Here is a 23006-nt window from a genome sequence, read left to right as displayed (position 1 = left end):
GGTTAGCCGCTCGTAATCAATACGTTGCGCTGACTGATAAAGCCTTGGCTAATGCCGGCCAGAAGAATTAAGCCGACACCGATTAATTGCATTGGGTTTAAGGTTTCACCAAATATCCACCATGCTAACGTCACTACGATAACAGGTTCCACATAGGCGAGGGTGCCAAAAGTGACTGCAGGCAATTGCCGCAGGGCTTTTACCGCCAGCAAAATGGCTAAAAATCCGGGGAAGAATCCAATCGCAATTAACCAACCCATTTGCGGCAAACTTGGCGTCAGCGGTGCATTTATCACTAAGGGCAGTAGGCACAAAGCGCCGACACTAAGCTGTACTAAAGTGCTTTGATAGGGCGAACTCAGGCTAGGTTTTCGATTGATTAACATAAAACCGCAGTAGGTTAATAAGGCGAGTAGGGCATAAAAATAACCTAATAATTCAGTGTGATTACTCGCTTGCTGCGGCCCTGTTGGGTTCATTAACATAAAGCCCACCAGCGCGACGACCACGCTTGCCATGCTTAAGCGGGTGAGTTTCTCGGCAAAGAAATAATGGGCGAAAATAGCCGACACCACAGGGGCTAAGTAAATAATCATGATTACTTTGGCCATTTGGGTGTACTGAATGGCTTCAATATAAAACGCCATAAAACCCGCGAGCATAGCGCCATTCACTAAGGTTCGTTTGCTGGGTTTATGGCGAATCTGATGGCCTTTACCTGTGAGCAGCATATAAGCCAATAGAAATAGGGCACCGAGCAGTAAGCGGTAGAAGGTAATGTGTTCGGCGGGCAGGGCGGCAAAGCGCGCTAATACACCGATAGTGCCCATAAGAATGGCCGCCAATAGGGCAAAAATGATAGCTAAAGCTGAGCTTGGCATAGGCAACCTGTAACTGAAGAATTTAAGGGCGACACCGTCCTGTGGACGGCGTCGATTTTGCCTTAAAAACTCACCCTAGGCTATGCCGATGTATTAACTTAGATAATGCTTTTACGTGAACGGAAATGGTTAAAGCTATCTTGGCTGTAGGCCGCCTTAATCCGTTTTAACGCGGCGTAGTTATGGTCGAAGTACACATCTGTAGGAATGGCCTTATCTTTGAAACTGATAAAAGCGCCTGAGGTGTTGGGGATGTCATAATTTCGGCTGGCATCAATCCAATCGAGCGCACGATTGATGCGAGTAAACACTTGGCTATCCTGCAATTGTTGTTTCTCTTGCAGCGCGTTATTCCACCAAGTTTGATATTGAATCGTGTATTGTCTGTCCTTGTAGGGGAAGGCGCTGCGGCTCTTTTGCTCTTCGCCCATAGTGCGATAATAATCACCCGCTATAGCGCCAAGGGTAACATAGGTAAATAGCCCCAGTTGGCGATTACCTTCAAGCACATAGCGAGAAGTTAAGCTTTCGAGTAGTGGCTTATAACCGTCCCTCAGGCCCGTTTGATTCACTAAGCGTGAGGTGACTTTATGGGGCGCGGGTTCATCCACATCGGTTGGATTAGGTGAGCGGCTTATGCCTTGTAAGTCAGCTTGCAGATGATGAAAAGATTCCCTTTCCCAACTGGGCATTAAGTTTTCACCATAGGCTTTGGTGAGTCCGCCCATACCCTCGATGTGAATATCATTGGGGACTAGGCCAAATTCATTAAATTGTGTCTGGATAAAGTGATTCAGACTGGCGGAATTGCCTTCCCAAAAGCCATACATCAAGCAGTTATGCTTAATCGACTCAGTGTCTATGTCAGGCGTTTTGTGTTGTTCTGCGGGTAAATGTTTGGCATTAATCTTGAGATTAGTGCCAATCAAACAGCCAGTGCTGTCGGCATTAATGATGGCTTCCCAGCGCTGTAAAATGTCTTTGGTTGGGGTGTGCTCAATGAGTTCTTGGGTTTGTTTATCATAGCAATTCCACTCTAATTCAAACTTGAGCAGGCAAGGCGGTAGTGGAAAGGTTTGCACAAAAAAGCGGGTCACAATGCCGTAACTTAACCCACCGCCACCCTTGAGCGCCCAGAGTAACTCTGGTTTATTGGCAACCGAGACGACTTGGGTTTCACCAATGCCGAGGACAATTTCTGCCTGTAATAGGGATTCGCAGCACATGCCGTATTTGCGGGTCCAAGGTCCTGAGCCGCCGCCCATAATAAATCCCGCTAAGGCAATACTGCCACTGGAGCTATGGGGGATCATCACGCCTTGTTTGGCAAGGGCAGTGGTGAGATTGATAAAGCGATTGCCTGGGCTAATGGCCGCAATACCTGTGATGGGATCTAAAGTGAGGCTATCCATCTTCAGCAGATCTAACACTACGGTATTCGTTTCAGTGCTTTCACCTTCGTGATCATTCCCACTCGAGCGCACGCTGATCGGCAAGTTATAATCGATGGCCGCCTTATAGGCGATTTTGACTTCTTCAGTTGATGTGCATTTGATGATCGCCAGTGGCTTTTTTTGTAATCTGCGGTTGAACAGCTGGCAAGCCTGTTGGTAGGCGATCATTTGCTTACCCGTGCTGACCGAGAGTTGCTGCTCACTATAATAATGGCCACCGGTAATAATATTATCGGCCGGAATGTGTGCGCGAACTTCATTGATGAAATTAACAAAGTTTTTGGCTTGAGTGATCACTAAGTTTTCACTAATACGCACTTCAGCACTTAATTCTTCTTCGGTCGATTGAATAATCAGACAATCCCGTTCGAGTTCATTTGCGACGGTGACTTTAATGTTAGAGCGATAGGCTGTCAGCGATTTAAACACTTCAATATTGAGTGTAATATCCGCTTGATTACTCGCCGTGTAATTAACTAAATAACTAAAATTAGGCCAAGTGTTATAGTTACATTCAATAATATAGGCTCGGCGTTCGTGGGGCAGAATAATCTTAGGCAGTTGTTGATTATAGGTGTTGCTATCCGTAGTGGTTTTTATGAATTGATGTTCAGTATCATTAAATATGACCAGTAGCACTTTTTGCCTTTTAAGTGGGATAACGTTTTCATCACGAAAATTATATACATCTTGATGCTGGTAAATGTAAAGGTTATTTTCGGTAATCGATTTTTGTTGTGCCGGATTACGATAATAGTCGACGATTTCGGTTCGGGTTAATAATCGATTAAGTAAAGTGATGCCAAATATTTCACCATCGAAATGAGTGTCGCGGTGATTGGGTAATGACACGTTTTCAATTAAAAACTCATTGTCAGCAACCAGTGAAAGGTTATTGAGTTGTGTATGGATAATTTCACCATCCACATAACAACTGATTTCATGGTATTCATGGCAGATGGACAATAAGTGCCACTGACCGTCGTTGAGTCCACCTAAGGTTGATATTGCCTCAACCCGCAGTAAGGTGGTATTAATCACGCATTCAATATGCCCCAGTGAATTAATATCCACCGCAAAATAGGTATCTTCCCTATCAGTTTTATAATGGAACACACGCCCACCTGCGCTGGTTTTCAACCAACACTGGTAAGTGAATATGGCAAGGGGTGACGTGCTCACGGGTAAGCTTTTTTCAATCACTGCCCGTATATTTCTTGATGCCTCAAGCTTGTCCATATTCATGAGTCCTTTCGTGTGCTTTATGTGTTTTCCTCAATGCGCTAAAGCGCCTACTGAGGTCATTCATCCCGTTGTTAATCAATTGCGGATAACTAAGCCGCGGGTAACTATGTTTTGAGTAAATCAGTTTTGGGTGAATCAGTTTTGGGTAAATCAGTTGCGGGCAAACAAGTCGCCAATTAATGGGTATTAAAGCGATGTATTGATCCTGTCACGGCCATCGGCTTTGGCGCGGTACAATGCGGTATCGGCGGCGCACAGCATGGCGAGTGAGGTACGGAACTGGCCATTGATTTCGCTCGCAATCCCTTGGCTCGCACTCACAGAGACATAATCGCGCAGCCCTTGCTCGGTAAAGCGCAGGTCATTAATCCCTTGCTGCACTTTTTGGGCAATCGTTAGTGCCATTTTGGCATTGTGGCTTGGCAGAATTAGCGCGAATTCTTCGCCGCCGTAACGCGCTGCCAGGCCAACTTCTATCGGCACTATGTCAGCAATCACTTTGGCAATCTTACGTAGGCATTCATCCCCTTGGATATGGCCGAATTGGTCGTTGAACACTTTGAAGTAATCCACATCGATAATCACCACGCTGATCGGGCGCAGCTTACCTGTGCATTCTTCCCAGTAGTGATGCAGCATTTCATCAAAATATCGGCGGTTCGCCAGTCCTGTCAGTGAATCTGTGGCGGCCAATTTACGTAGCTTTTGATTTTCCGCTTTGTGCTGCGTCAAATCGTGCATCATCATCACAAACAAAGGTTCATGGCTGGGGATGTAGGAAATGGAAAGCTCAACATCTTTTGCTTTGCCTGAGGCAGTAATGAGGGTGATTTCTTCGGCGCAGTGCTGCACTGGGATACCGCAATTTTTGCCTAATTTAATATCATTGCTCAGCAGATTGTCGTAGCGAGCTTGATGGTGTTCGGTCAAAAAGTTGCGCCAATCTTGTCCCTTCAAACTGGCCTGCGGGCACGTCAGTAAGTCAGCACCTTTACTATTGCTAAAGTAAATGTAACCTTGGGCATTGACGATAATCACCGGTTCAGTCAGATGCTGAATAAACTGTTGAATCGTTTCAATCGAGGCATGTTCGAAGAAGGTTAACGGCAATGCGGGCTCGACCAAGCCTTGCTGCGCAGTACACTGTGAGCCATTGCCTTCACCCACAAGTGATAATGGATGTTGTGAACGTGTCAGTTTAGGTGAGCTTGTCATTGTTATCATTCTCCGAGAACCTAATGTCATCTGCGCTAAGCGCTTTTCTGATGATGACTTTATTCTTCGCAAAGAAAAGATACCTTCTGCTTACCTTCCGATTTAATCTATTGTTTATAAAGGTTTTAAATTTACTCTTCTCGCGGTGAATTCTCAGGTTTAGCTGAAACGTACGAGGTTTTGGGGCATGGCTAAGTTAAAAGAGTGGCACTCATGAGTGGATTTTTGGGTATTAAGCGGCAAACGCAAAGGATTTTAGTGTCTAAAGATGGTGGATAATGCTTTGATTTTATCGACAATCCAGCCACGTCTATGCTCATAACTGCGGTCTGTGAGTTTATCCTCACCGCACAGAAAAGCCCTTCTGACACAGCGATTTATCACATGATAGAAGGGCGTTGTATTAGCATCGATAAGCATTCTTCTGGCCGAGGTCATCATCCGCTCCAAACAGACGCAATCAAGATAATGTAAAGGCTAGTATAAGAGGGGACAAAGCACAAAAAGACATGGCTGTCCCCGCTTTTGTTAGCCTGTATTTTACGGGATTCAGCGTTACTAGCAACCAAAGACAGTGCTGCTATGGGAAAACGGAGTATAAGCGGATGTGCTGTGAGAAATGCTCTGCCGTAGCGGCAGAGCATTTATAGCACATTTCAGGAGGCTCTTATCTCGAAAAGATATGGCTGTCCCAGCTTTTCTCCCCAAAAAGACATGGCTGTCCCCGCTTTTCATGGGAAAACGGAGGATAAGCGGATGTCTTGGGAGAAATGCTCTGCCGTAGCAGCAGAGCATTTTGAGCTCATTTCAGGAGGCGTTTATCTAGAAAATATATGGCTGTCCTGAAAGAATTGGCTGTCCTGAAAGAATTGTGAAAAAAAATTATTGGGTCAATAAAAGAAGGGACAGGGTAAGCTGTCCCCGATTTAATCTTTTAAATTAATTAGGTTTGTTAATAATCTGCGGATCAGGACTTAGTATTAGTAAGGTATTAGTTGTATTACTTAATACAAATTGGAACTTAGTGGTACCTGGAGTTCTATCGAGGTCAACAAGTTGTACTAACATACCATCGCTGCTAATGGTAACGGCATCGACTATTTCATCAAATGGAGTCACAAAGCCTACACCGACAAATTTTAAACCTTTACCTGTTTGGTCATTTAGCAGGTAGGTTACAGTACCAGCTTGAGTGACGGTGATATCACCTTGGCATTGTTGACCGTTGGCATCGGTATAGATAAATACAGGTTCACCATTTTCTAGATTAACATTGACTTTAATAAATTGAGCGGTACCTTGTGGTGTTATCATTTGATTATCCTTTTTTAAGTACAGTTATTGATTGTGTTATTTGTTCGGTTTTATTTTTTCAAGACAGTCTTCAGATTCTAAGTATGGCTTTATTATTTGAGGATTTTTATCTTTCTCTATTAAAGGTTGCAATAGTTTATTTGCTGTGTTGCATAACTCAAAGTTAGCATTTTTATTCCCCATTGCAAAATTAATTTTAGCGATTGTTAAATTAGTTTTTACAAGTCCAATGAGATAATCTTTCTCATCTGGGAATTTATTGGTTAGTTTTATAAAAATAACATTAGACTCTGCTATTTCTTCATGATTTTGGCTAATTTCATGATTGCTTATATTTTTATTTGCGATTGCTAAAAGGGCATTGGCGCGTAAATATTCTCTTTTAACTTCACTGGTTGAATTAAATTCAGTGTCCAGAGTGTCTAAAAGAGATTGAGATGTTTCTTTTACTCTAAAGTCATTAACTAAACTGTTTAAATGAAATATTTTGGTACGGACATGAAATAAGTCTCTTTTCCAAACTTCGTTTTCAGAATCCAAGGCTAGCGATTTCTCTATAATATTTTGTGCTAATAATAGCTTATCGAGCCCAGAAACAAGATCACCTTTATATTCCAGTAGCTCTGCTAATCTGCCTAAAGTGCTCGCTAGTCTATCGCGCATATAAGCGTCATTTTGATTTGGCGAGTTTAATAATTGGTCCTGTGTTTCTTCTTGAAATTTGATTGCCGTATCTATATCGCCAAGTGAGGTTAATGCACTGGCTAACCAAGAACGAGTATCCGCCACATCCGCAATCAGCTGACTATCCTCAGGTGCTTTGGCCAAGGCGAGCAATTTTAGCCTTAGCGACTCTTCAAAATCCTGCCGTGCTTGAGTAAATTCCTGCTGCTTCATTGAAACCGAGCCCAAAGTGTTATGGGCGTAAGATAGCTCCATGAGCGCATCTTTATCTTCGGGCGCAAGGGCGTACATAGATTGGCTATAGGCTAAGTATTGCTCGAAGAAGGGACGTGACGCCGCCCAATCACTGGCATCATATTTTAATTGTCCTAACCAGAACGCATTGGCACCTAGAGTTTTTAGTAGGGCTAAGTTTTCCGGCTGTACACTCAATAGTGGCAGCATTTTTTCTTGCGCTGCGAGTAATGCGCTGCGAGCTTCATCAATTTTATTGCGCGAATATGCCACTTCGCCCATGGCCTCTAAGGTTTGGCCGTGTTGGAAGCGGGCGTCGAAGCTTAAGTGTGCATCATCCTCTTTATTGGAAAAATCACTGAAATATTCCAGTGCTTTATTACTGATCCCGTCGAGTAAGTCCATACGGCCGATGCCGCGCATCTTGTCGGCGAAGTCGCCCACCATGAAACCGAGCAAATCTTCGGCGGCGAGGCGTTTTTGCAGGGCGAGTTTTTCAGCTTCTATGCTGCGCACACTCATGATAATGGAAGTGAGGGTGAGGGCGCATAATAGGGTGACGGTTAAGCGCCTCGTCCAGCGCAGCATATTGGCGCGTTTGGTGGAGGCTGTGATAAAGGCGGTTTCGGGATCGTCTAAATCGAATAACGGATTTTGGCTGAGGCTTTGGGCTTCTTTTAAAGGTTTACCTTCAGCGAGTAGATAGGCGCTGTGTTTGGCTTCGCTGAGCCAGCGTGTTGAAAGATGCTGCAGGCGACTCTTAATGCTCAAACTGTCGCTATGTTCGCTAATCCAAGCCGTCGCCCGTGGCCAACGGCGCAGCAGGGCTTCGTGGGCGATGCTAAAACAGGGTTCACCATTTTGCAGATGCGACACGAATAAGCGGCTATCGACCATGGCTTGCACTAGGGCGGTTTCGGCGGTGCTTTGCAGCTGCGACCAGCGGGCGGTGCGGCTGGTGATGGACTTTTCATCTTCGCGTAGGGTCACTAGCAGGGATAGAATCCGCGGCAGACTGGCTTTTTCGGCATCGCTTAAATGGGAAATCGCTTGCTCGGCATTTTTACCAATCGCCCCTTCAATACCGCCAAGCGCATGATAAACCGAGACTAATAACTTATCGTCGGCGCTGCGCTGTAAATACAAGGCCTGCAGCGTGTATTGCAACATGGGCAGTGCATCTGGGTTACTGGCGGCGTCGCTGCAGAGCATTTCATCGAGCGGCATCGCGGTTTCGCTGTCAACTTCCCAGCTTAAATTGGCGGCCACCGCAGGCAGGCGGATCATTTGCAACAGTTCAGTGCGTGTCGGCGGCGCTAAGTCAAAGTGGGCGCCGCGAGATTTGCCGGCCATTAAGCTTGGGTAGCCCACAAGTAAAGGATAAAAATCGTTGCGACAGGCACTGATGATAATCACGGCTTTTGAGGTGGCGAGTTGCTCCAGCAGTTCAACAAATACTGTGCGCTCGGTGTCGCTAAATAGCGGTGATGAGAGCAACACTTCTAATCGGTCGATAAACAAGGCAAAAAACGGATTGGAAAAGGGTTTAGCCTTGAGCGCTTGGGTGCACTGGTTGATTACGCCTTGGATATCATCGACGAGTTGAACTGCCAGAGTATCGGCACTCATGCCTTCGAATACTGGGGTGTCGTTGATTTCCCAGTCGAGCATAGCGCTGGCAAGATCGGTTAACAGTTGCCCTTTACTCACATCGGCAAAATCTAAGCTGCTGAATGACGCGACACCAATGCCGTTATAGCCGCCGCCCTTCATTAAATTGGGCACAACACCGGCATTTATCAGGGAGGATTTACCGCTGCCACTTGGGCCTAAAACCAGACAGAAGGCACGACCATAGATGATTTGCTGGCTGATACGGTTAAGCAAAGTGCTGATTTGTTCACTGCGGCCAAAAAACACCTCGGCATAGTTAGCGCTATAGGCTTGCAGACCCGGAAAGGGCGAGCCGCCTTGCCAACTTTGCGGCGTGGCGCTGGCCTCGTGGCCGATAGGAAAACGCACTTCGGCTAAGGTGCGATAGCCGCGTTTGCGTATGGTTTCTATATAGATGGGATCGGTGGCGCTATCGCCTAATGCTCTACGTAACTGATTGATAATTTTATGTAGTGGGTTGTCGCCAGTATCAACACCCGGCCAGCAGTGGCTGACTATTTCATCACTGCTAACGACTTCGCCCGCCCGTTGACAGAGAAACAGCAGCACATCCATCGCCTTGGGCTCAAGTTGTTTGACTTGTTTGCCAAGAAGCAGACTATTGGCGCTGGGATTGATTTGCCATTCACCAAAGAAAAATGTGCTGTCACTCATAACGATGTCCATTTATTGAGTATTGACCATGGCACGGTAAAAACTTGCGCTGTGAGTCACTCTTATTGTTATACGTATTGTTATAAAGATCTGTGCTTGTCATTCAAAGGTCTGACGTCAAGACGTTGACATTATGCCGTTGATGATTGTTATTTAAAAGGAATAACCCTTGATAATCAATGTAAATTTTATCAGGGTGTGGTGTGGTAAATAGTCTTTAGCTTGTCATTTTTCTGTCAACAGTTTGTGCTTTACGCTAGATGTTAAATAAGGTGATGGCTTTTAGGTGTCGATTGCAAAAGATCAACAATAAAAAAGTGCCCGTGATTGGGCACTTTGTATTAGAGAGGAACTTAAGGCTAACAAGCCTGACTTATCAGCGTTAGCCCCTTAACATTGGTCCCTTTGAATTAGCGCGTTAAGGTTAGTGCCTTGGCTTGATAGCTTAATCTGGCCATTTGACCTTGATCTTGCAGTTCTAATTCATTGAGTTCGAAGGGCGGCTGTAAACCCGAGGCTTGGATAAGCTTAGGATCTAACATCAGCTTTAACTTCGGCGACTCTGGGGTCAGCCAATTGGCCGCTTGGGTGCGTAGAATCGCTACCTTTTGACCTTCGGCATTGGTGCCCGTTAACGTGCCACTTAAGCCAAAACGTCCCGCCTCGGCGACAGTTAACTCAAAGTTGATTTGGTTAGGCAAGCCTTTATCCCAAACCGTGAGCACTTCGGGCTTGATGCTCGCCGAATTGACATAGGACTTAAAGACAGATTTAACCGTGCGCTGCACAGGTCGTCCATCGACTTGGGTTTGCACTGTAATCTCAACTTCACTGAAACCCGCATTACTGCTCGAAAGTGCCACGCCCGCGGGGATCACCGCTTGCCATGTCTCCCCTTGTTTTACCATCGCCAGCGGTTGCATATTGCCATCGGCTTGCTTGAGTGTTGCCTGTGGCACAAAGGTGTTATCACTTTGGCTGAGTGCGAGTTCAAGCCCAAGGGTTTGCGCATCAGCCGCGATAGCGGAGGAGGCTTTGACACTCAGTTGATAGGGCGAGCCTTTTTCCTTCACATTGACTAAGTAGCTGGCGCTCGGTGTTAACGGCTGGCTGACCTGCAGGCGATATTCGCCCGGTGTGGCCTTCGCCGACATTTGCAGCGCACTGGAATCATCGGTTAACCCTGCGCTAGCCAAAGCATCGGCGTTGACCATTGATTTGACCAGTGACTCATTGGTGTTTATTCCACTGCTGTTGGCTGCTTTGCCTTGGGGTGACTGATTAGGGGTAACGCGCTGAATTTGTACGCGCTCAGGGGCAATAGCCTCTGCATGCATTAAGGCGCCAGAGCGGGTATCGCCCCGAGGTGCAATGCGCACTAAGCTCGACGCTTGGCTCATGGTGAGGCCCACGCCCGCATTAAGCTGTGCGCCTGTTACATTGACCCAATACTCGTCACTTTGGCTGGCTTGCTCAAGCTTAAGCATACTCGCTTGATACTCACCGTACAGCGGGGTGATAAAGCTAATGTAATCCGTACTGGTGTTGATGGGCGTGAGTGTTGGGCTGGCAATATTGCTATCGACTAAATCGGTATCGCTCGGCGCGGCTAAGGTTAACCCTTTGGCGTACATTGGGCTGGCATTGGTTTTGGGATCTATGGGTGTGGCTTCATCTTGGCAGGCTGCAAGCAGTCCGCTTAGCGCCAAGACACTGGCAAGTTTGCTGAGTGTGTGCATCTTAGTGCTCCTTAAATGTGGTTGCGGATCAGCGTGTCTAAATTGAAACACGTACGACGGCTCTGCTGATGGCTTAAGGGCTCTTGGCCACGGGTCTTTTGTTTATCAGTAAACCAGACAGTGCCAGCCGCCTTTTGTGAGCTGCAATTTAAGAAGCCGTCGGAGCAGCTATCGAGCCAGTTTTGGGTGGTTTCGAGCGCGACTTGGTATTGATAACCCGCGCAGTAACTGTCGCTGTCCCAAATGGCGGAATCAACATCTGAGCCCACCACGACTTCGAAGGGTTTACCCAGCGATGGGCGACCCGCTGTGCCATTAAGCCAAGCGTTGTTGTAGTTTGCCATCCAACCGACTTGCTGTTGTTTCACCGCATTGCTGCCATAGCCTAAGAGCCAGCCTAAGCTGGTTTCGAACACATTACCTTGGTTCACCGCATCGGCCAGCGGCGTACCAGCACTGGAAGGCGCGATGGCGATAACCTTTGAGGTGGCGTTGATCACTGCAGGATAACGGCTGTCCCACGTTGGGTTAGATAAAATCCACCGCACTACGTTGCCACCATTGGAGTGGGTCAGCAGAATTAAGTCGTCGATATTTTTGGCTTGGATAAAGCTATTGAGCTGCGTGGCCAGACAACCTGCGGCGCTTTCTTCCCACATATATTGGTCAAAGTCGCAGTTGATCACTGTGTAATTGTTTGGCACTGGGATGCCTTGGCGCACTGAGTTAACAAATTCGGGCGTCCAGTAATCGGCTAAGGCATTGGTCTGGTGACCCGTACCATGGATAAAGGCGACTCCGGTTGCGGCTAACGTTACAGGGCTGACAGCGAACAGACCCAAGAGCATGAGGGCTTTTTTGATCTTCATGGCTATATCTCGTGTTGTTGGTCTTGTTGATTGTGGCCGCCAGTCCGTTGCGACAGTTCAGGGCAAGTCAGTTAATGCAGGATTTGCCGTAAATAAGCTTGAAATCGGCTGGCATGGCTCGGTTTATAGGCGCTTAAGCGCGGGTTACTCACTTTGGGTAAAACATGACTTAAGGCCTGAATACGACGGGATAGCGTGAATGCGCTAGTTTACGTTGGCATCAAATGTGATTGCCGTAACTTAGCCATTATCAACAGGACTTAACTCAAGCTTATTAACCTAGACGCAACATTTTAAGCTGGCAAGTAAAACAATCATCATAAAATGCAATCGCTGGGTCGCATTTTGAACGGTTCGTTTTAATGTCAAACTAAAGGCTGATAACCTGATGATAAGCAATACCTAATAAACTAAGTTGTGTTTTATCGTGTTTGAAATAGCGATTTGCTTACACAAAAGAATTTTCTGTGACACCCATTTAGCGTTTGAGTTAATAGGTTTATCGTTCTGTATATAAAGGTTTTTTGTGATAAATAATTCAAACTCGCCCATTTACTCTGGGATATGGGTATCACTTTAGTGCATTTAAAGACTAAACCGATTAGGCTGAGCTGAGGTAAAGTGGGATAAACGGGATAAGAACCAACATTGCCGAGATGATATTCTTCTTATCTTAATCAGTCATCTGAGCCATGGATTGACTGGGAGTAGAAAAAGTAGCGCGATATGGGCAGGTTTAATCTAAATAGACAACAAACACGGGAGAATAAGTTTGGCGATAGAACATAATAAGATGGTGAGTTGCTTAAGTGGACTGCAATGTCGCACTAATTTCACCATAAAAAACATTACTGAATACATGCTCCCAGAAACCAAAGAGGCTTTCTATTTACACCTCGACGGTAAATCACCAAACTTGATTATTCGTCCCGCATTCGAAGTCTTTTCCGGCGAACTTGCCACTATTGCAGGCGTGCATGCCAAATACGACTATTTCCACAATGCCGAGATGACACGTTTCCCCAAACGTTTACATAAGAGTTTGACCGAAACCCACTATGGCCTTGCCTTTAGTTTTGACACAGTTGAAGCCGTACAGCAATTCATTACCCGTTTGAGTGCGATAGTGAAAGGCGCATAAGCTTTTACTGTATAAATCTTTAATAGAAGGCCGCTTAATTTTTCGATTGAACGGTATCTAAATTTTAACCATGCAGTCCTAGGGTTAAATTCCTCAATATCAATGAAAATGAGGAATTTAACTGCTGCCTTTTTACGCGGCTTTTCAGTATATTCATCAATAGATGAATTTTGCTGGAGCTTGCCATGTCGCTTATTCCCGGTCGCCCAAAGGGGGTTGTGCCATTTACCGCCCAAACTGAATCACAGCCGCAGACTCCTGGTCGTCCTAAAGGGGATTCCGATGCCCGCCAACGCTTAATTATCGCAGCCCTAAATCTCTTCAGTCATCGCAGTTATCCCAGCGTTTCTACCCGTGAAATTGCCCGCGAAGCCGAGGTTGATGCCGCACTTATTCGTTATTATTTTGGTTCAAAAGCGGGCCTGTTCGAACAAATGGTGCGGGAAACCCTTGAACCCGTATTAGCGCGTTTTCGTGAAATATCCGCTGCGGATGCCCCTAATAACTTGGGTGAACTTATGCAGACATATTATCGTGTTATGGCACCTAACCTGGGATTGCCACGGTTGATTATACGGGTGTTACAGGAAGGCGATGGCTCAGAACCCTATCGCATTATGTTGTCTGTTTTTGAGCAAATTTTATCCCTCTCGCGGCAATGGCTCGAATCCACATTAGTCAATGCGGGGCTATTGAAGGAGGGATTAGATCCCGATTTAGTACGCCTCAGTTTCGTGAGTCTGATGGTTTTTCCGCTTATTGCGCCCCCGGTGTTAATGCGTCAGTTCGGCTTTTTTAGTGCCGATGCTGATGGTTTACAGCGTCTAGCGCTGCACAATATGCAGGTTTTTACCCAAGGTGTACTGCGTGAACCGAGGAAGTCGTAATGGGTGTGAATTTTAAAATTCTTACGCACGTGAGTGTGGGTTGTGTGATCTTGCTATTAGTCGGCTGCACTGAAGCGCCGCCCAGAGTGCTTGGCACTGTCGAGCGGGACAGGCTGACGCTTACCGCACCCGTAGGTGAGTTGATTACTCAAGTGAATGTGGTTGAAGGTCAACAGGTTAAGGCGGGTGAGGTGTTAATTCAGCTCGATACAACCTCAGCCAATGCGCGCCTAGCCCTGCGCCAAGCCGAGCTTGAACAGGCTAAAGCTAAACTTTCTGAGGCGGTCACAGGTGCGCGTTTAGAGGATATAGAACGCGCCAAGGCCGTGCTCGACGGGGCGAATGCCAGCGTGAAAGAGGCTCAGCGAGCCTTTGAACGAACAAACCGTTTATTTGTCACTAAAGTACTTAGCCAAGCGGATTTAGATACGGCCCGTGCGGCGCGGGATACCAGTTTCGCTAAACAAGCTGAGGCGCAGCAAAGCCTGCGACTACTAGAAAATGGCACCCGTAGTGAGCAGCTTGAACAAGCCAAAGGCGCGGTGGCAGCAGCTCGCGCCAGTGTAGCCATCGAACAAAAAGCCTTAGCAGATTTGAGCTTAGTGGCGGCGCGTGATGCCGTTGTCGATACGTTGCCTTGGCGAGTCGGCGATCGCATTGCCGCAGGCACCCAGTTGATTGGTTTGCTGGCGAGCGATAATCCCTATGTGCGGGTTTACCTGCCCGCGACTTGGTTAGACAGAGTGAAGGCGGGTGATAGCGTCAATATTCTTGTAGATGGCCGCGAGATACCGATTGCTGGCACTGTGCGCAATATTCGCAGTCAACCTGCTTACACGCCATTTTATGCGCTGAATGAACGTGATCGGGCGCGGCTGATGTATTTGACCGATATTACTATTTCTGCCACAGATCAGGACCTACCTACTGGCATGGCATTAGAAGTTGAACTCGATGTGCTGCAAGGAGTGCAGCAAAAAGTGGAGCAGCCATGAAAAGCGCTGATTTTGCTATCGAGACCCAAGGTATGACCCGCGCCTTTGGTGGTGTTAATGCGGTGGAAAACCTCGACCTCGCCATTCCCAAGGGCACTATTTATGGGTTTCTCGGCCCCAATGGCTGCGGAAAATCGACTTCAATTCGCATGTTGACTGGGTTGCTGAGTCCCACATCGGGGAATATTCGTGTTTTGGGTGAAACCTTACCCGGCGCCGAGGAAAAACTGCGTCGCCGCATTGGCTATATGACGCAAAAATTCTCCCTGTACGACAATCTTTCGGTGCGGGAAAACTTAGAGTTTGTCGCGCAAATTTATGGGCTTAACCGCCGAGCATCAAAGCTGCGAATAGCCGAGTTAGTCACGCTATACGATTTAGTCGGCCGCGAGAAACAAATGGCGGGTTCCATGAGTGGCGGCCAGAAACAGCGTTTAGCCTTAGCGGCGGCGACCTTACATCACCCTGAATTGCTGTTTCTCGATGAGCCGACATCGGCGGTCGATCCTGAAAATCGACGCGAGTTTTGGGAGCGCTTATTCGATCTCTGTGCCCAAGGCACCACGATACTGGTCTCGACTCACTATATGGATGAGGCCGAGCGTTGCCATGGTCTGGCGATTTTAGAGCGGGGGATAAAACGCGCCGACGGTTCACCCCAGCAACTGATGGCGGCTATGGGGGCTCGGGTGGTTGAGATATCAGGGGACGACTTACGCACTTTAAAACAATCACTGATCAGCGAGTCTGCGGTATTGTCGGCGGCGCAAATCGGCAGTCGTTTGCGGGTGTTAGTGCGCAGCGATATTGAAAATCCGCTCGCTTGGCTTAAACCTAGGGTTGCCAGCCGGACGATGGAAGAAGTGCGCGCTAGCTTAGAAGATGTGTTTGTCACTTGTACTGGCGAGCGCTTGGCTGGGGTTTCCAAGGGAGAGACTGACCATGTGGCGTAGGATTTTTGCTATTGTGGTCAAAGAGCTGCGGCAGTTGTCGCGGGATCGCATGACCTTTGGCATGATAGTCATGATCCCGTTAGTGCAACTGATGTTGTTTGGTTATGCCATCAATACCGATGCTCGCCATCTGCCTGCTGGGTTAGTCAATTTGAGTGATTCTGCCTACAGTCGCGCACTGGTTAAGGCGGTGGAAGCAACGCAGGTCGTAGATTTTAAACAGCGTTATTTAAGTGCAGCCGAGGCTGAGGCGGCGATCACTCGCGGCGAAGTCAAAGCTGTGCTGTATTTGCCCGCCGATCTTGATGAGCGCTTAGTGCGTCACCCAAGCTTTGTGGGTCAGCAATATTTAGCGCAGTCCTATATCGCACAACCCGCTGGCCAATGGCTGGTGGATGGTTCAGATACGGTTGTCGCTTCAACTATTCGTAGCCTAAGGCAAATGCCACTGGATGAAGTCGCAGGAAGATCACTAAAAACGGCGATACCGAGTTTTGAAGTTGTGCAATATTTCAATCCCGAGCAACGTTCTGTGGTCAACATAGTGCCCGGCCTGTTGGGGGTGATTTTGACTATGACCATGGTGATGTTTACTTCCGCCGCCATAGTGCGTGAGCGCGAGCAGGGCAATATGGAGTTTTTGATCACTACGCCTGTGCGGCCACTGGAGTTGATGCTGGGTAAAATCGTGCCCTATGTGATGGTTGGCTTTGTGCAAGTGACCATTATCCTGAGCGCAGGGCATCTGTTGTTCGATGTGCCCATTCGCGGCGGGCTTGATTCCATCGCCCTTGCCGCTATGTTGTTCATTTGCGCCAGTTTAACCTTAGGATTAGTGATTTCGACCATAGCGAAAACTCAGTTGCAATCGATGCAGATGACAGTATTTATCCTCCTGCCATCGATTCTCTTGTCGGGATTTATGTTCCCCTACGAAGCCATGCCCATCGCGGCACAGTGGATTGCCGAAGCCTTACCCGCAACCCATTTTATGCGCATGTCACGGGCCATAGTGCTGCGCGATGCCCAAGTGATGGATCTGCAATTTGATGCCCTGTGGATGATAGGTTTTACTTGTATTGGGTTATTGATTGCCAGTGTGAGATTTTCGAAGCGCTTGGATTAACCCTGTACTGAGTTTCATCATCAAGGGCAAAGTGCCGAGTTTTGATATAGCGCAAATTATCAGTAAACAGTCGCGCTAAGCCATTGAAATCGATGTTGCTTAATTAGGATATCCCTTACACTGCCGCTAGGGCGATTGCCGCCATCATGCTTAGCGAAGGGAATTCATTATGCCTCCAATCATTTGTCATAGAGCGCTCGATGCGGTTGCTTTAATTCAAAGCGGCGAGACGCTGTGGACTCATTCCATGGGCGCCACGCCGCGCATTTTATTAGATGCGTTGGCGCAGCATGCACTCACCAAAGAAAATCTCACCCTGTTACAGTTACATACTGAAGGCGCCGAATCCTTAAGCCATCCCAGTTTACAGGGGCATTTACGCCATCGATGTTTTTTCGGTGGGCTGCCAACGCGGGCATTACTGCAAAGTGGTGACGCGGATTATGTGCCGATTTTCCTGTCTGAAGTGCCTAAGTTATTTCGTTCCGGCGAGCAAAAAATTGATACCGCAATTATCCAAGTGTCGCCACCCGATAAGCATGGCATGTGTTCCTTAGGCATTTCGGTTGAAGCAACGCTCGCAGCTTGCCAAGTCGCGGGTAAGATCATCGCTCATATTAATCCACAAATGCCGCGCACCCATGGCGACAGCTTTATCCATATCGACCGTTTTGCTGCTGTGTATGAGCAGAGCGCGGCGTTGCCCATTCATTCCTTCGCGACGGGGGATGCGGTGAGCTTGGCGATCGGTAAAAATGTTGCCCAATTGGTGCGTAATGGCGATTGTTTGCAAATGGGTATAGGTGCGATCCCCGATGCCGTGCTGTCTTGCTTAACCGAACATAAAGACTTAGGCGTCCACACTGAGCTATTTTCTGACGGTATATTGCAACTGGTTGAAAAGGGTGTGATTAACAACAGCAAGAAGCGTTTTTATCCGGGAAAACTCGTCACAGGTTTCGCCCTGGGTAGCCAGAAATTATACGACTATGTTGATGATAATCCTGCGGTCATCTTTATGGACATAGAGCAAGTTAACGATACGGCCATTATCCGTAAAAATCCCAATGTGATGGCGATTAACTCGGCGCTGCAGGTCGACCTTTCAGGCCAAGTGTGTGCCGATTCCATTGGCACTAAAATCTATTCTGGTGTCGGGGGCCAGATGGATTTCATCCGCGGAGCAGGGTTATCTGAAGGTGGTCGTTCTGTTATTGCGCTGCCCAGCACTGCCGCGGGGGGAACGCTTTCTCGCATTGCAAGCGTGTTATCACCTGGCGCAGGGGTTGTCACCACTCGGGCCCATGTGCATTACATTGTGACCGAATACGGCGCCGCTAATCTACGCGGCCGTTCACTGCGCGAACGGGCACAAGCGCTGATCGCCATCGCTCACCCAGATTTTAGGGAACAATTAAGTCGTGATGCCTTTGAGGTGTGGGGATTAAGACTTCTTTGAGTGATTGCTTGAATCTGAATCGTTGCCTGTTGTAAATCGAGTGCAGTTGCTTCCGTGACACGCCGTGAAGCCATGGAAAGACTCACGCAATTTGCTTATTCGCCCTGCGGAAACTCCGAGGGGATGGTGTATTCCGTTAGTATTGGTGATTGACCATAAATACAAGACACTTTAGATAAAATTGAATCGACCTTTTAGGGACAATTAATTTTTGGATACACTTATCAGCTTTCTTCCTCAAAGACTTTATATCCTGTAAGCTATTGTAATATTTTGCAAGGATCGTATGTGGCAAGGAAGATTTGATGCTCCCAAATGTATTAAAAATTGCGGTAGTAAGTGATCTGCATTTCGTAAATACTGAGAATGTTAAAAATGGTACTCACCATTCTTGGCTTACATTTGAATCTGATGGTTCTTTCAATGATGGTTTTTGGCTGAGTTTGCTAGAAAAAATTAAAACGGACGAAATCAGGGCTGATTTACTCGTTTGTCCTGGAGATATAACAACTCATGCAGAGTCTAAAGCACTTAAGTTTGCTTGGAGTAAACTTAATGAACTAGCGGAAGCTTTAGGATGCAAGTTTCTCGCTACAGCGACAGGCAATCATGATGTAAATAGCCGGAGCAAACCAATAGATAATGTTGTTAGGGATTTAGAACGAAACAATAGCCCAGTTGAACATTTAAAACATTTAGAGCCTGCATACCCATTAGTAGATATAAATAATTCAAACTCGCAGAGGTCTCATAATGACCGTGTTCATTATTTTGGTTCAGACTTTTTACTGTATGATGATTCTGATGAGTATCGACTTGTTATTTTAAATAGCTGTGGTGCACATACGGCAGATCCCATTGATTACGAAAGAGGTACGATATCTGAGTCAACATTAAAGTGGTTAGAAAAGTCCTTGCAGAACATAAATGCAAATCACAATAAAAAATTGGGAATATTGGTTTGTCATCATCACCCTGTTTTACATTCTGACCACAAACTTGGCACTTATGATTTTATGAGGGGTGGGCAAAGTCTTCTGGAAATGCTTAATAAATATGGGAAATGGATTATAGTTCATGGACATAAGCACCATGCTAAGTTGACTTATCATTCAGTCGGAAGTGAAAAAACTATTATTTTTGCTGCTGGTACTTTATCTGCTCATAAGTTGGCTTTAGGTGATGATTTCGCTAACCAGTTTTATATTTTAAATATTGATATGAATAAAAAACGAGGAACGCCAAAAGGAACATTAGACGTTTACTCATGGCAAGCAAATTGTTGGTCTTTATCTAAGAGAACTAAAGATGGTGTATTCACTGGGGTTGGTTTTGGTGATGTAGGTTGCCTTGAAGAGCTAGCTGATAAAATCGAAGACCATTTATTATCTGTCACTAGTACTCCTTGGGATGCAATTGTTCGCCATTTTCCGGAGTTAAGTAACTGTGTCCCTCATGATTTAAAAAACTTAGAAGCATATTTACAAGAGCGGAATATAGACCTTAATCGTACACCTGATAGTGAATTTGAAAGTTTAGAAAAGTCGAGGGGCTAGTATGAAGTTCATTTTTGATTCTTTTAATGCCAAACACTTAAAAAGTGAAGATATCGCTAATAACTTTGTGTCTTCATCACTTTTCTTTGAAACTGCTAAAAATAATCATACAATTCTTGTTGGGCCTCGTGGTAGTGGAAAAACTACATTTCTTCGGATGTTGAGCAATAGTACTCTACCAAAGTGGAAAAATTATGAAAATCTTAAAAATGAAGGTGCTATTAATTATGAAGGTATTTATGTCCCAGGTGATTTAGTTTGGGGGGAAATGATTAAATCACTTTCGCACGCTGGTTTAGAGCAGTCATATGCTGAATCTTTTGCATATTCAGCTTTCTTTACGCATGTGCTTTTAAATACAATTGAAGGAATTGAAATTTCACTCAAAAGGTTGCCAAAAGAAGAAATACAATTGAAGGAAATGGCTTTGTATGAGGCTATGGAGTCTATTTGTTCTATTTTAAAAATAAATATTACAAAAATTTCATTTTCTCGTATAAGACACGAGCTTGTAATGACTTTAAACTCTTTGGGGGAGTATTCTAGATATTTAAGTATTACTGGTGCTGATAATTTTGATTTTTCAAAATTTGAAAGTAAAGTTCCATATGCATATTCAGATCTTAAATTAATATTAGAGTCCATTTTTGATGTAGTTGATAATGCACTAGAAAGACCTGAACATCGCTGGGCAATCCTTTTAGATGAATTTGAAATTGCTCCTCGTTATCTTTTAGATAAAGTTATTTCTAGTATGCGTTCTTCTGCTAAAAAAATAATTTTTAAAGTAGCACTTGTACCATGTGGTTTTCACCAAGAAATTAAAAGTGAGACAAGCTCTATTAATGACTACTCAGTGGTTGAGTTATGGTATGCAAAAAAAGGTGAAAGTAGTGAATTTTGTAGGAGTATATTAGCTTCTCGCTATGGAGTTGATGACCCATTTGATAAATTAGGATCTACAAAATTCGGCTCATCTTCGAAAGGTAGCTCTGAAAATTTATTGCATTCATTTGATGAGCTTTACAAAAAAGATGCTAGTTTTAGAAATTATATTAATTTGAAAAAAATAAGCTATAAAGAAGAGTTGATGGATAAAATAGCTACATCAGATTTAGTAAGGAAAATATCACCTGTTGTAGCATTTAGGAACGCATTTCTTAATGTTAATGGAAAAAGAAAAGGACGACGTTCTTTGTCTGAGTTTTATTCTGGCTGGGATGCTTTATCTACAATAAGTGAAGGGAATCCTCGTTGGCTTTTATCTGTTTTGAATTCACTTATTGTAGATAGTAATAAAGTAACTATTCCAGCACAAATGCAACAAATAGAACGTTCTACTAGTTCATATTGTGCAATGCTTAAAACATTACCTCTCTCAAATAATATGGGGCTTTCAACAAAAGAGCCAATATTTGAGTTGCTTGAAAAAATAGGGAACTATTTTAATTCAAGATTGATTGATGAAGATTTCAAGATCGCCTCTCCTAGCACTTTCAATGTTGATAAAAATACAACTCCTGATATTGAGTCATCTCTGATGATTGCTTGGAATTATGGTGCTATTGTATCAATTGATGCCGATAAAATTTTCGGTACTTACGACAGTTTGCAAGGGATGAGGTTTAGATTGTCTTATCTTTTAGCTCCTAAATTTGAGTTAAATCTTACTACGGGACCAGTAATAAATTTAAGTACGATACTTAACTACTCATATGAAAAGTCTCCAATACTAAAGTCGTGTGAAATACCGAACATTCAACAGGACTTATTCTCATGAATTCAGAATACTATATAAAAAATATTTTCAATTTGACTAGTTATGAGGCAATTAAAACTGTCATGCTTAATAGTCACTTTATTTTAACTATGAGAGGGAATTTTCGTGACGTTATAAGTCATCTCGGGCAAAAAGCATTTAATAACAGTCAAATTATTGATATGGCAGGTGATGTCAGTATCGTTGAAGAGGCCATTACTAACTTTAAAGTGGAAGCTGAACAAGACTTGAAAATCGCAATTGACATTTCACTTATTGATCGAAAAACTTTGGCTAGTATATTTTCTCTTATAGCTAAGCTTGCATATGATAAAAATTGTTCAATATATGTTGTGTATTCACTTGCAAAGTATGCTCCACCATCAGGGAAATTAGGTATTAATAACTTAGTAAAACCTGTATCTAGTTTTTTTTCTGGTTGGTCAAATAGGCCAGGATTGCCTGTAATGTCAATTGTGGGGTTGGGCTATGAAAGAGATAAAGCCATTGGTGCAATTGAATATCTTGAAAGCTCAAAAACGTGTTTATATATTCCTAGATCAAATGAGGAACAATATTATAATGATGTTGTGAATGAGAATAAGGGTATTTTAGAGTCTGTAATTCAAAATGACCAATTTTCATATAAAGTTGAGTCGCCAAGTGAGGCAATTTTTTCTCTTGACTCACTGCTTACGGCTAACAAAAATCGATACAAGGTAGTACTTTTCCCATTTGGGCCAAAGATCTTTTATGCATTATCTCTTGTCGCTTCGATACCACATCCTGAAGCATCAGTTTGGTATGTTAGTGGAGAAGATGGGGATAGTGATTCATCTCAAGATAGAGAAGTATCAGATTTAGTAGGTTTTCACTTCAACATTAGTCGTAAAAATTAATAATTAAGTTATATTTAGTATTGATTTAAGAGATTTTTATACTTTAAATATGACAATCAATAGTTTAAAAGCTGGTGTCTATCCTACCAATTTATTAGTTTGTGATGGAAGAATAGACATTAGCAAGGGTTAACTGAATTAAGCACTGGCATGTAAGTGACCGTTGGCGGCATGGATGCCGTCGTCGAGCCCTGAAGAATCCCCTGATGATTTACATATAAATCATTAGATTGGAGTGAACTTGCACCTTGAAGTGTGATCTGATGGA

The 23006-nt window shown here is 44.8% G+C and carries 17 protein-coding genes; 10 read left to right on the top strand and 7 right to left on the bottom strand.

Annotated features, from left to right (window positions below):
• Positions 1–2: 2 nt before the first annotated feature.
• The 7 genes from GWI56_RS16970 to GWI56_RS16935 form a co-directional block, all read right to left on the bottom strand.
• Positions 3–881 (bottom strand): EamA family transporter, encoded by an 879-nt coding sequence (locus GWI56_RS16970; RefSeq protein ID WP_198573582.1) that lies wholly within the window; start codon positions 879–881, stop codon positions 3–5.
• 98 nt (positions 882–979) lie between these two features.
• Positions 980–3574, bottom strand: coding sequence for an FAD-binding protein (locus GWI56_RS16965; protein WP_198573581.1), 2595 nt, complete (start codon positions 3572–3574; stop codon positions 980–982).
• Positions 3575–3766: 192 nt separating this feature from the next.
• Complete coding sequence (locus tag GWI56_RS16960) at positions 3767–4795, bottom strand: diguanylate cyclase (protein ID WP_198573606.1); 1029 nt, start codon at positions 4793–4795, stop codon at positions 3767–3769.
• Between the two features lie 939 nt (positions 4796–5734).
• Positions 5735–6109 carry a DP-EP family protein gene (locus tag GWI56_RS16950; protein ID WP_168823123.1) on the bottom strand — a complete coding sequence of 125 codons (375 nt, stop codon included), beginning with the start codon at positions 6107–6109 and terminating at the stop codon, positions 5735–5737.
• Positions 6110–6145: 36 nt separating this feature from the next.
• The gene (locus tag GWI56_RS16945; RefSeq protein ID WP_198573580.1) at positions 6146–9355 is read right to left on the bottom strand and encodes a winged helix-turn-helix domain-containing protein; all 3210 of its coding nucleotides are present in this window, start codon (positions 9353–9355) and stop codon (positions 6146–6148) included.
• A gap of 410 nt (positions 9356–9765) precedes the next feature.
• Positions 9766–11094, bottom strand: a complete 1329-nt coding sequence (locus GWI56_RS16940; protein ID WP_198573579.1) for a DUF4785 domain-containing protein — start codon at positions 11092–11094, stop codon at positions 9766–9768.
• A gap of 11 nt (positions 11095–11105) precedes the next feature.
• Positions 11106–11963 (bottom strand): hypothetical protein, encoded by an 858-nt coding sequence (locus tag GWI56_RS16935; RefSeq protein ID WP_028760548.1) that lies wholly within the window; start codon positions 11961–11963, stop codon positions 11106–11108.
• Between GWI56_RS16935 and GWI56_RS16930 the strand changes: the two genes are divergently transcribed.
• The 10 genes from GWI56_RS16930 to GWI56_RS16885 all read left to right on the top strand — a co-directional run bounded on the left by GWI56_RS16930 (position 11962) and on the right by GWI56_RS16885 (position 22738).
• A complete protein-coding gene (locus GWI56_RS16930; RefSeq protein WP_198573578.1) occupies positions 11962–12162 on the top strand; it encodes a hypothetical protein in 201 nt (66 codons plus the stop codon). The two genes, GWI56_RS16935 and GWI56_RS16930, sit on opposite strands and share 2 nt — an antisense overlap.
• 594 nt (positions 12163–12756) lie before the next feature.
• Positions 12757–13104: a hypothetical protein gene (locus GWI56_RS16925; RefSeq protein WP_113938914.1), complete on the top strand. Its 348-nt coding sequence runs from the start codon at positions 12757–12759 to the stop codon at positions 13102–13104.
• 185 nt (positions 13105–13289) lie between these two features.
• On the top strand, positions 13290–13991 hold the full coding sequence (locus tag GWI56_RS16920; protein ID WP_198573577.1) for a TetR/AcrR family transcriptional regulator: 702 nt from the start codon (positions 13290–13292) through the stop codon (positions 13989–13991).
• Positions 13991–14986, top strand: coding sequence for an HlyD family efflux transporter periplasmic adaptor subunit (locus GWI56_RS16915; protein ID WP_198573576.1), 996 nt, complete (start codon positions 13991–13993; stop codon positions 14984–14986). Before GWI56_RS16920 ends, GWI56_RS16915 begins: the two co-directional genes overlap by 1 nt.
• Positions 14983–15939, top strand: coding sequence for an ABC transporter ATP-binding protein (locus GWI56_RS16910; RefSeq protein ID WP_198573575.1), 957 nt, complete (start codon positions 14983–14985; stop codon positions 15937–15939). Before GWI56_RS16915 ends, GWI56_RS16910 begins: the two co-directional genes overlap by 4 nt.
• Positions 15929–17065, top strand: coding sequence for an ABC transporter permease (locus GWI56_RS16905; RefSeq protein ID WP_198573574.1), 1137 nt, complete (start codon positions 15929–15931; stop codon positions 17063–17065). The genes GWI56_RS16910 and GWI56_RS16905 overlap by 11 nt, the downstream gene beginning before the upstream one ends.
• A gap of 169 nt (positions 17066–17234) precedes the next feature.
• Complete coding sequence (locus tag GWI56_RS16900; RefSeq protein ID WP_198573573.1) at positions 17235–18524, top strand: acetyl-CoA hydrolase/transferase family protein; 1290 nt, start codon at positions 17235–17237, stop codon at positions 18522–18524.
• A gap of 305 nt (positions 18525–18829) precedes the next feature.
• The gene (locus GWI56_RS16895; RefSeq protein WP_113938908.1) at positions 18830–20080 is read left to right on the top strand and encodes a metallophosphoesterase; all 1251 of its coding nucleotides are present in this window, start codon (positions 18830–18832) and stop codon (positions 20078–20080) included.
• 1 nt (position 20081) lies between these two features.
• Positions 20082–21860, top strand: coding sequence for a hypothetical protein (locus GWI56_RS16890; protein WP_198573572.1), 1779 nt, complete (start codon positions 20082–20084; stop codon positions 21858–21860).
• Positions 21857–22738 carry a hypothetical protein gene (locus GWI56_RS16885; RefSeq protein WP_198573571.1) on the top strand — a complete coding sequence of 294 codons (882 nt, stop codon included), beginning with the start codon at positions 21857–21859 and terminating at the stop codon, positions 22736–22738. Before GWI56_RS16890 ends, GWI56_RS16885 begins: the two co-directional genes overlap by 4 nt.
• Positions 22739–23006 lie beyond the last annotated feature (268 nt).

Source organism: Shewanella sp. DW31, from assembly GCF_015767295.1.
Lineage (GTDB): Bacteria > Pseudomonadota > Gammaproteobacteria > Enterobacterales > Shewanellaceae > Shewanella > Shewanella oncorhynchi.
Note: the sequence above shows the minus strand (reverse complement) of the source record. Positions and strands in the feature narration are given on the sequence as shown.

Bases quoted from the DNA above. Each gene is read 5' to 3' on its own strand.
- GWI56_RS16970 (WP_198573582.1), bottom strand. From the start codon at position 881: ATGCCAAGCTCAGCTTTAGCTATCATTTTTGCCCTATTGGCGGCCATT.
- GWI56_RS16930 (WP_198573578.1), top strand. From the start codon at position 11,962: ATGGCTATATCTCGTGTTGTTGGTCTTGTTGATTGTGGCCGCCAGTCC.
- GWI56_RS16960 (WP_198573606.1), bottom strand. From the start codon at position 4,795: ATGACAAGCTCACCTAAACTGACACGTTCACAACATCCATTATCACTT.
- GWI56_RS16935 (WP_028760548.1), bottom strand. From the start codon at position 11,963: ATGAAGATCAAAAAAGCCCTCATGCTCTTGGGTCTGTTCGCTGTCAGC.
- GWI56_RS16895 (WP_113938908.1), top strand. From the start codon at position 18,830: ATGCTCCCAAATGTATTAAAAATTGCGGTAGTAAGTGATCTGCATTTC.
- GWI56_RS16945 (WP_198573580.1), bottom strand. From the start codon at position 9,355: ATGAGTGACAGCACATTTTTCTTTGGTGAATGGCAAATCAATCCCAGC.
- GWI56_RS16905 (WP_198573574.1), top strand. From the start codon at position 15,929: ATGTGGCGTAGGATTTTTGCTATTGTGGTCAAAGAGCTGCGGCAGTTG.
- GWI56_RS16910 (WP_198573575.1), top strand. From the start codon at position 14,983: ATGAAAAGCGCTGATTTTGCTATCGAGACCCAAGGTATGACCCGCGCC.
- GWI56_RS16915 (WP_198573576.1), top strand. From the start codon at position 13,991: ATGGGTGTGAATTTTAAAATTCTTACGCACGTGAGTGTGGGTTGTGTG.
- GWI56_RS16950 (WP_168823123.1), bottom strand. From the start codon at position 6,109: ATGATAACACCACAAGGTACCGCTCAATTTATTAAAGTCAATGTTAAT.
- GWI56_RS16920 (WP_198573577.1), top strand. From the start codon at position 13,290: ATGTCGCTTATTCCCGGTCGCCCAAAGGGGGTTGTGCCATTTACCGCC.
- GWI56_RS16940 (WP_198573579.1), bottom strand. From the start codon at position 11,094: ATGCACACACTCAGCAAACTTGCCAGTGTCTTGGCGCTAAGCGGACTG.
- GWI56_RS16890 (WP_198573572.1), top strand. From the start codon at position 20,082: ATGAAGTTCATTTTTGATTCTTTTAATGCCAAACACTTAAAAAGTGAA.
- GWI56_RS16965 (WP_198573581.1), bottom strand. From the start codon at position 3,574: ATGGACAAGCTTGAGGCATCAAGAAATATACGGGCAGTGATTGAAAAA.
- GWI56_RS16925 (WP_113938914.1), top strand. From the start codon at position 12,757: ATGGTGAGTTGCTTAAGTGGACTGCAATGTCGCACTAATTTCACCATA.
- GWI56_RS16900 (WP_198573573.1), top strand. From the start codon at position 17,235: ATGCCTCCAATCATTTGTCATAGAGCGCTCGATGCGGTTGCTTTAATT.
- GWI56_RS16885 (WP_198573571.1), top strand. From the start codon at position 21,857: ATGAATTCAGAATACTATATAAAAAATATTTTCAATTTGACTAGTTAT.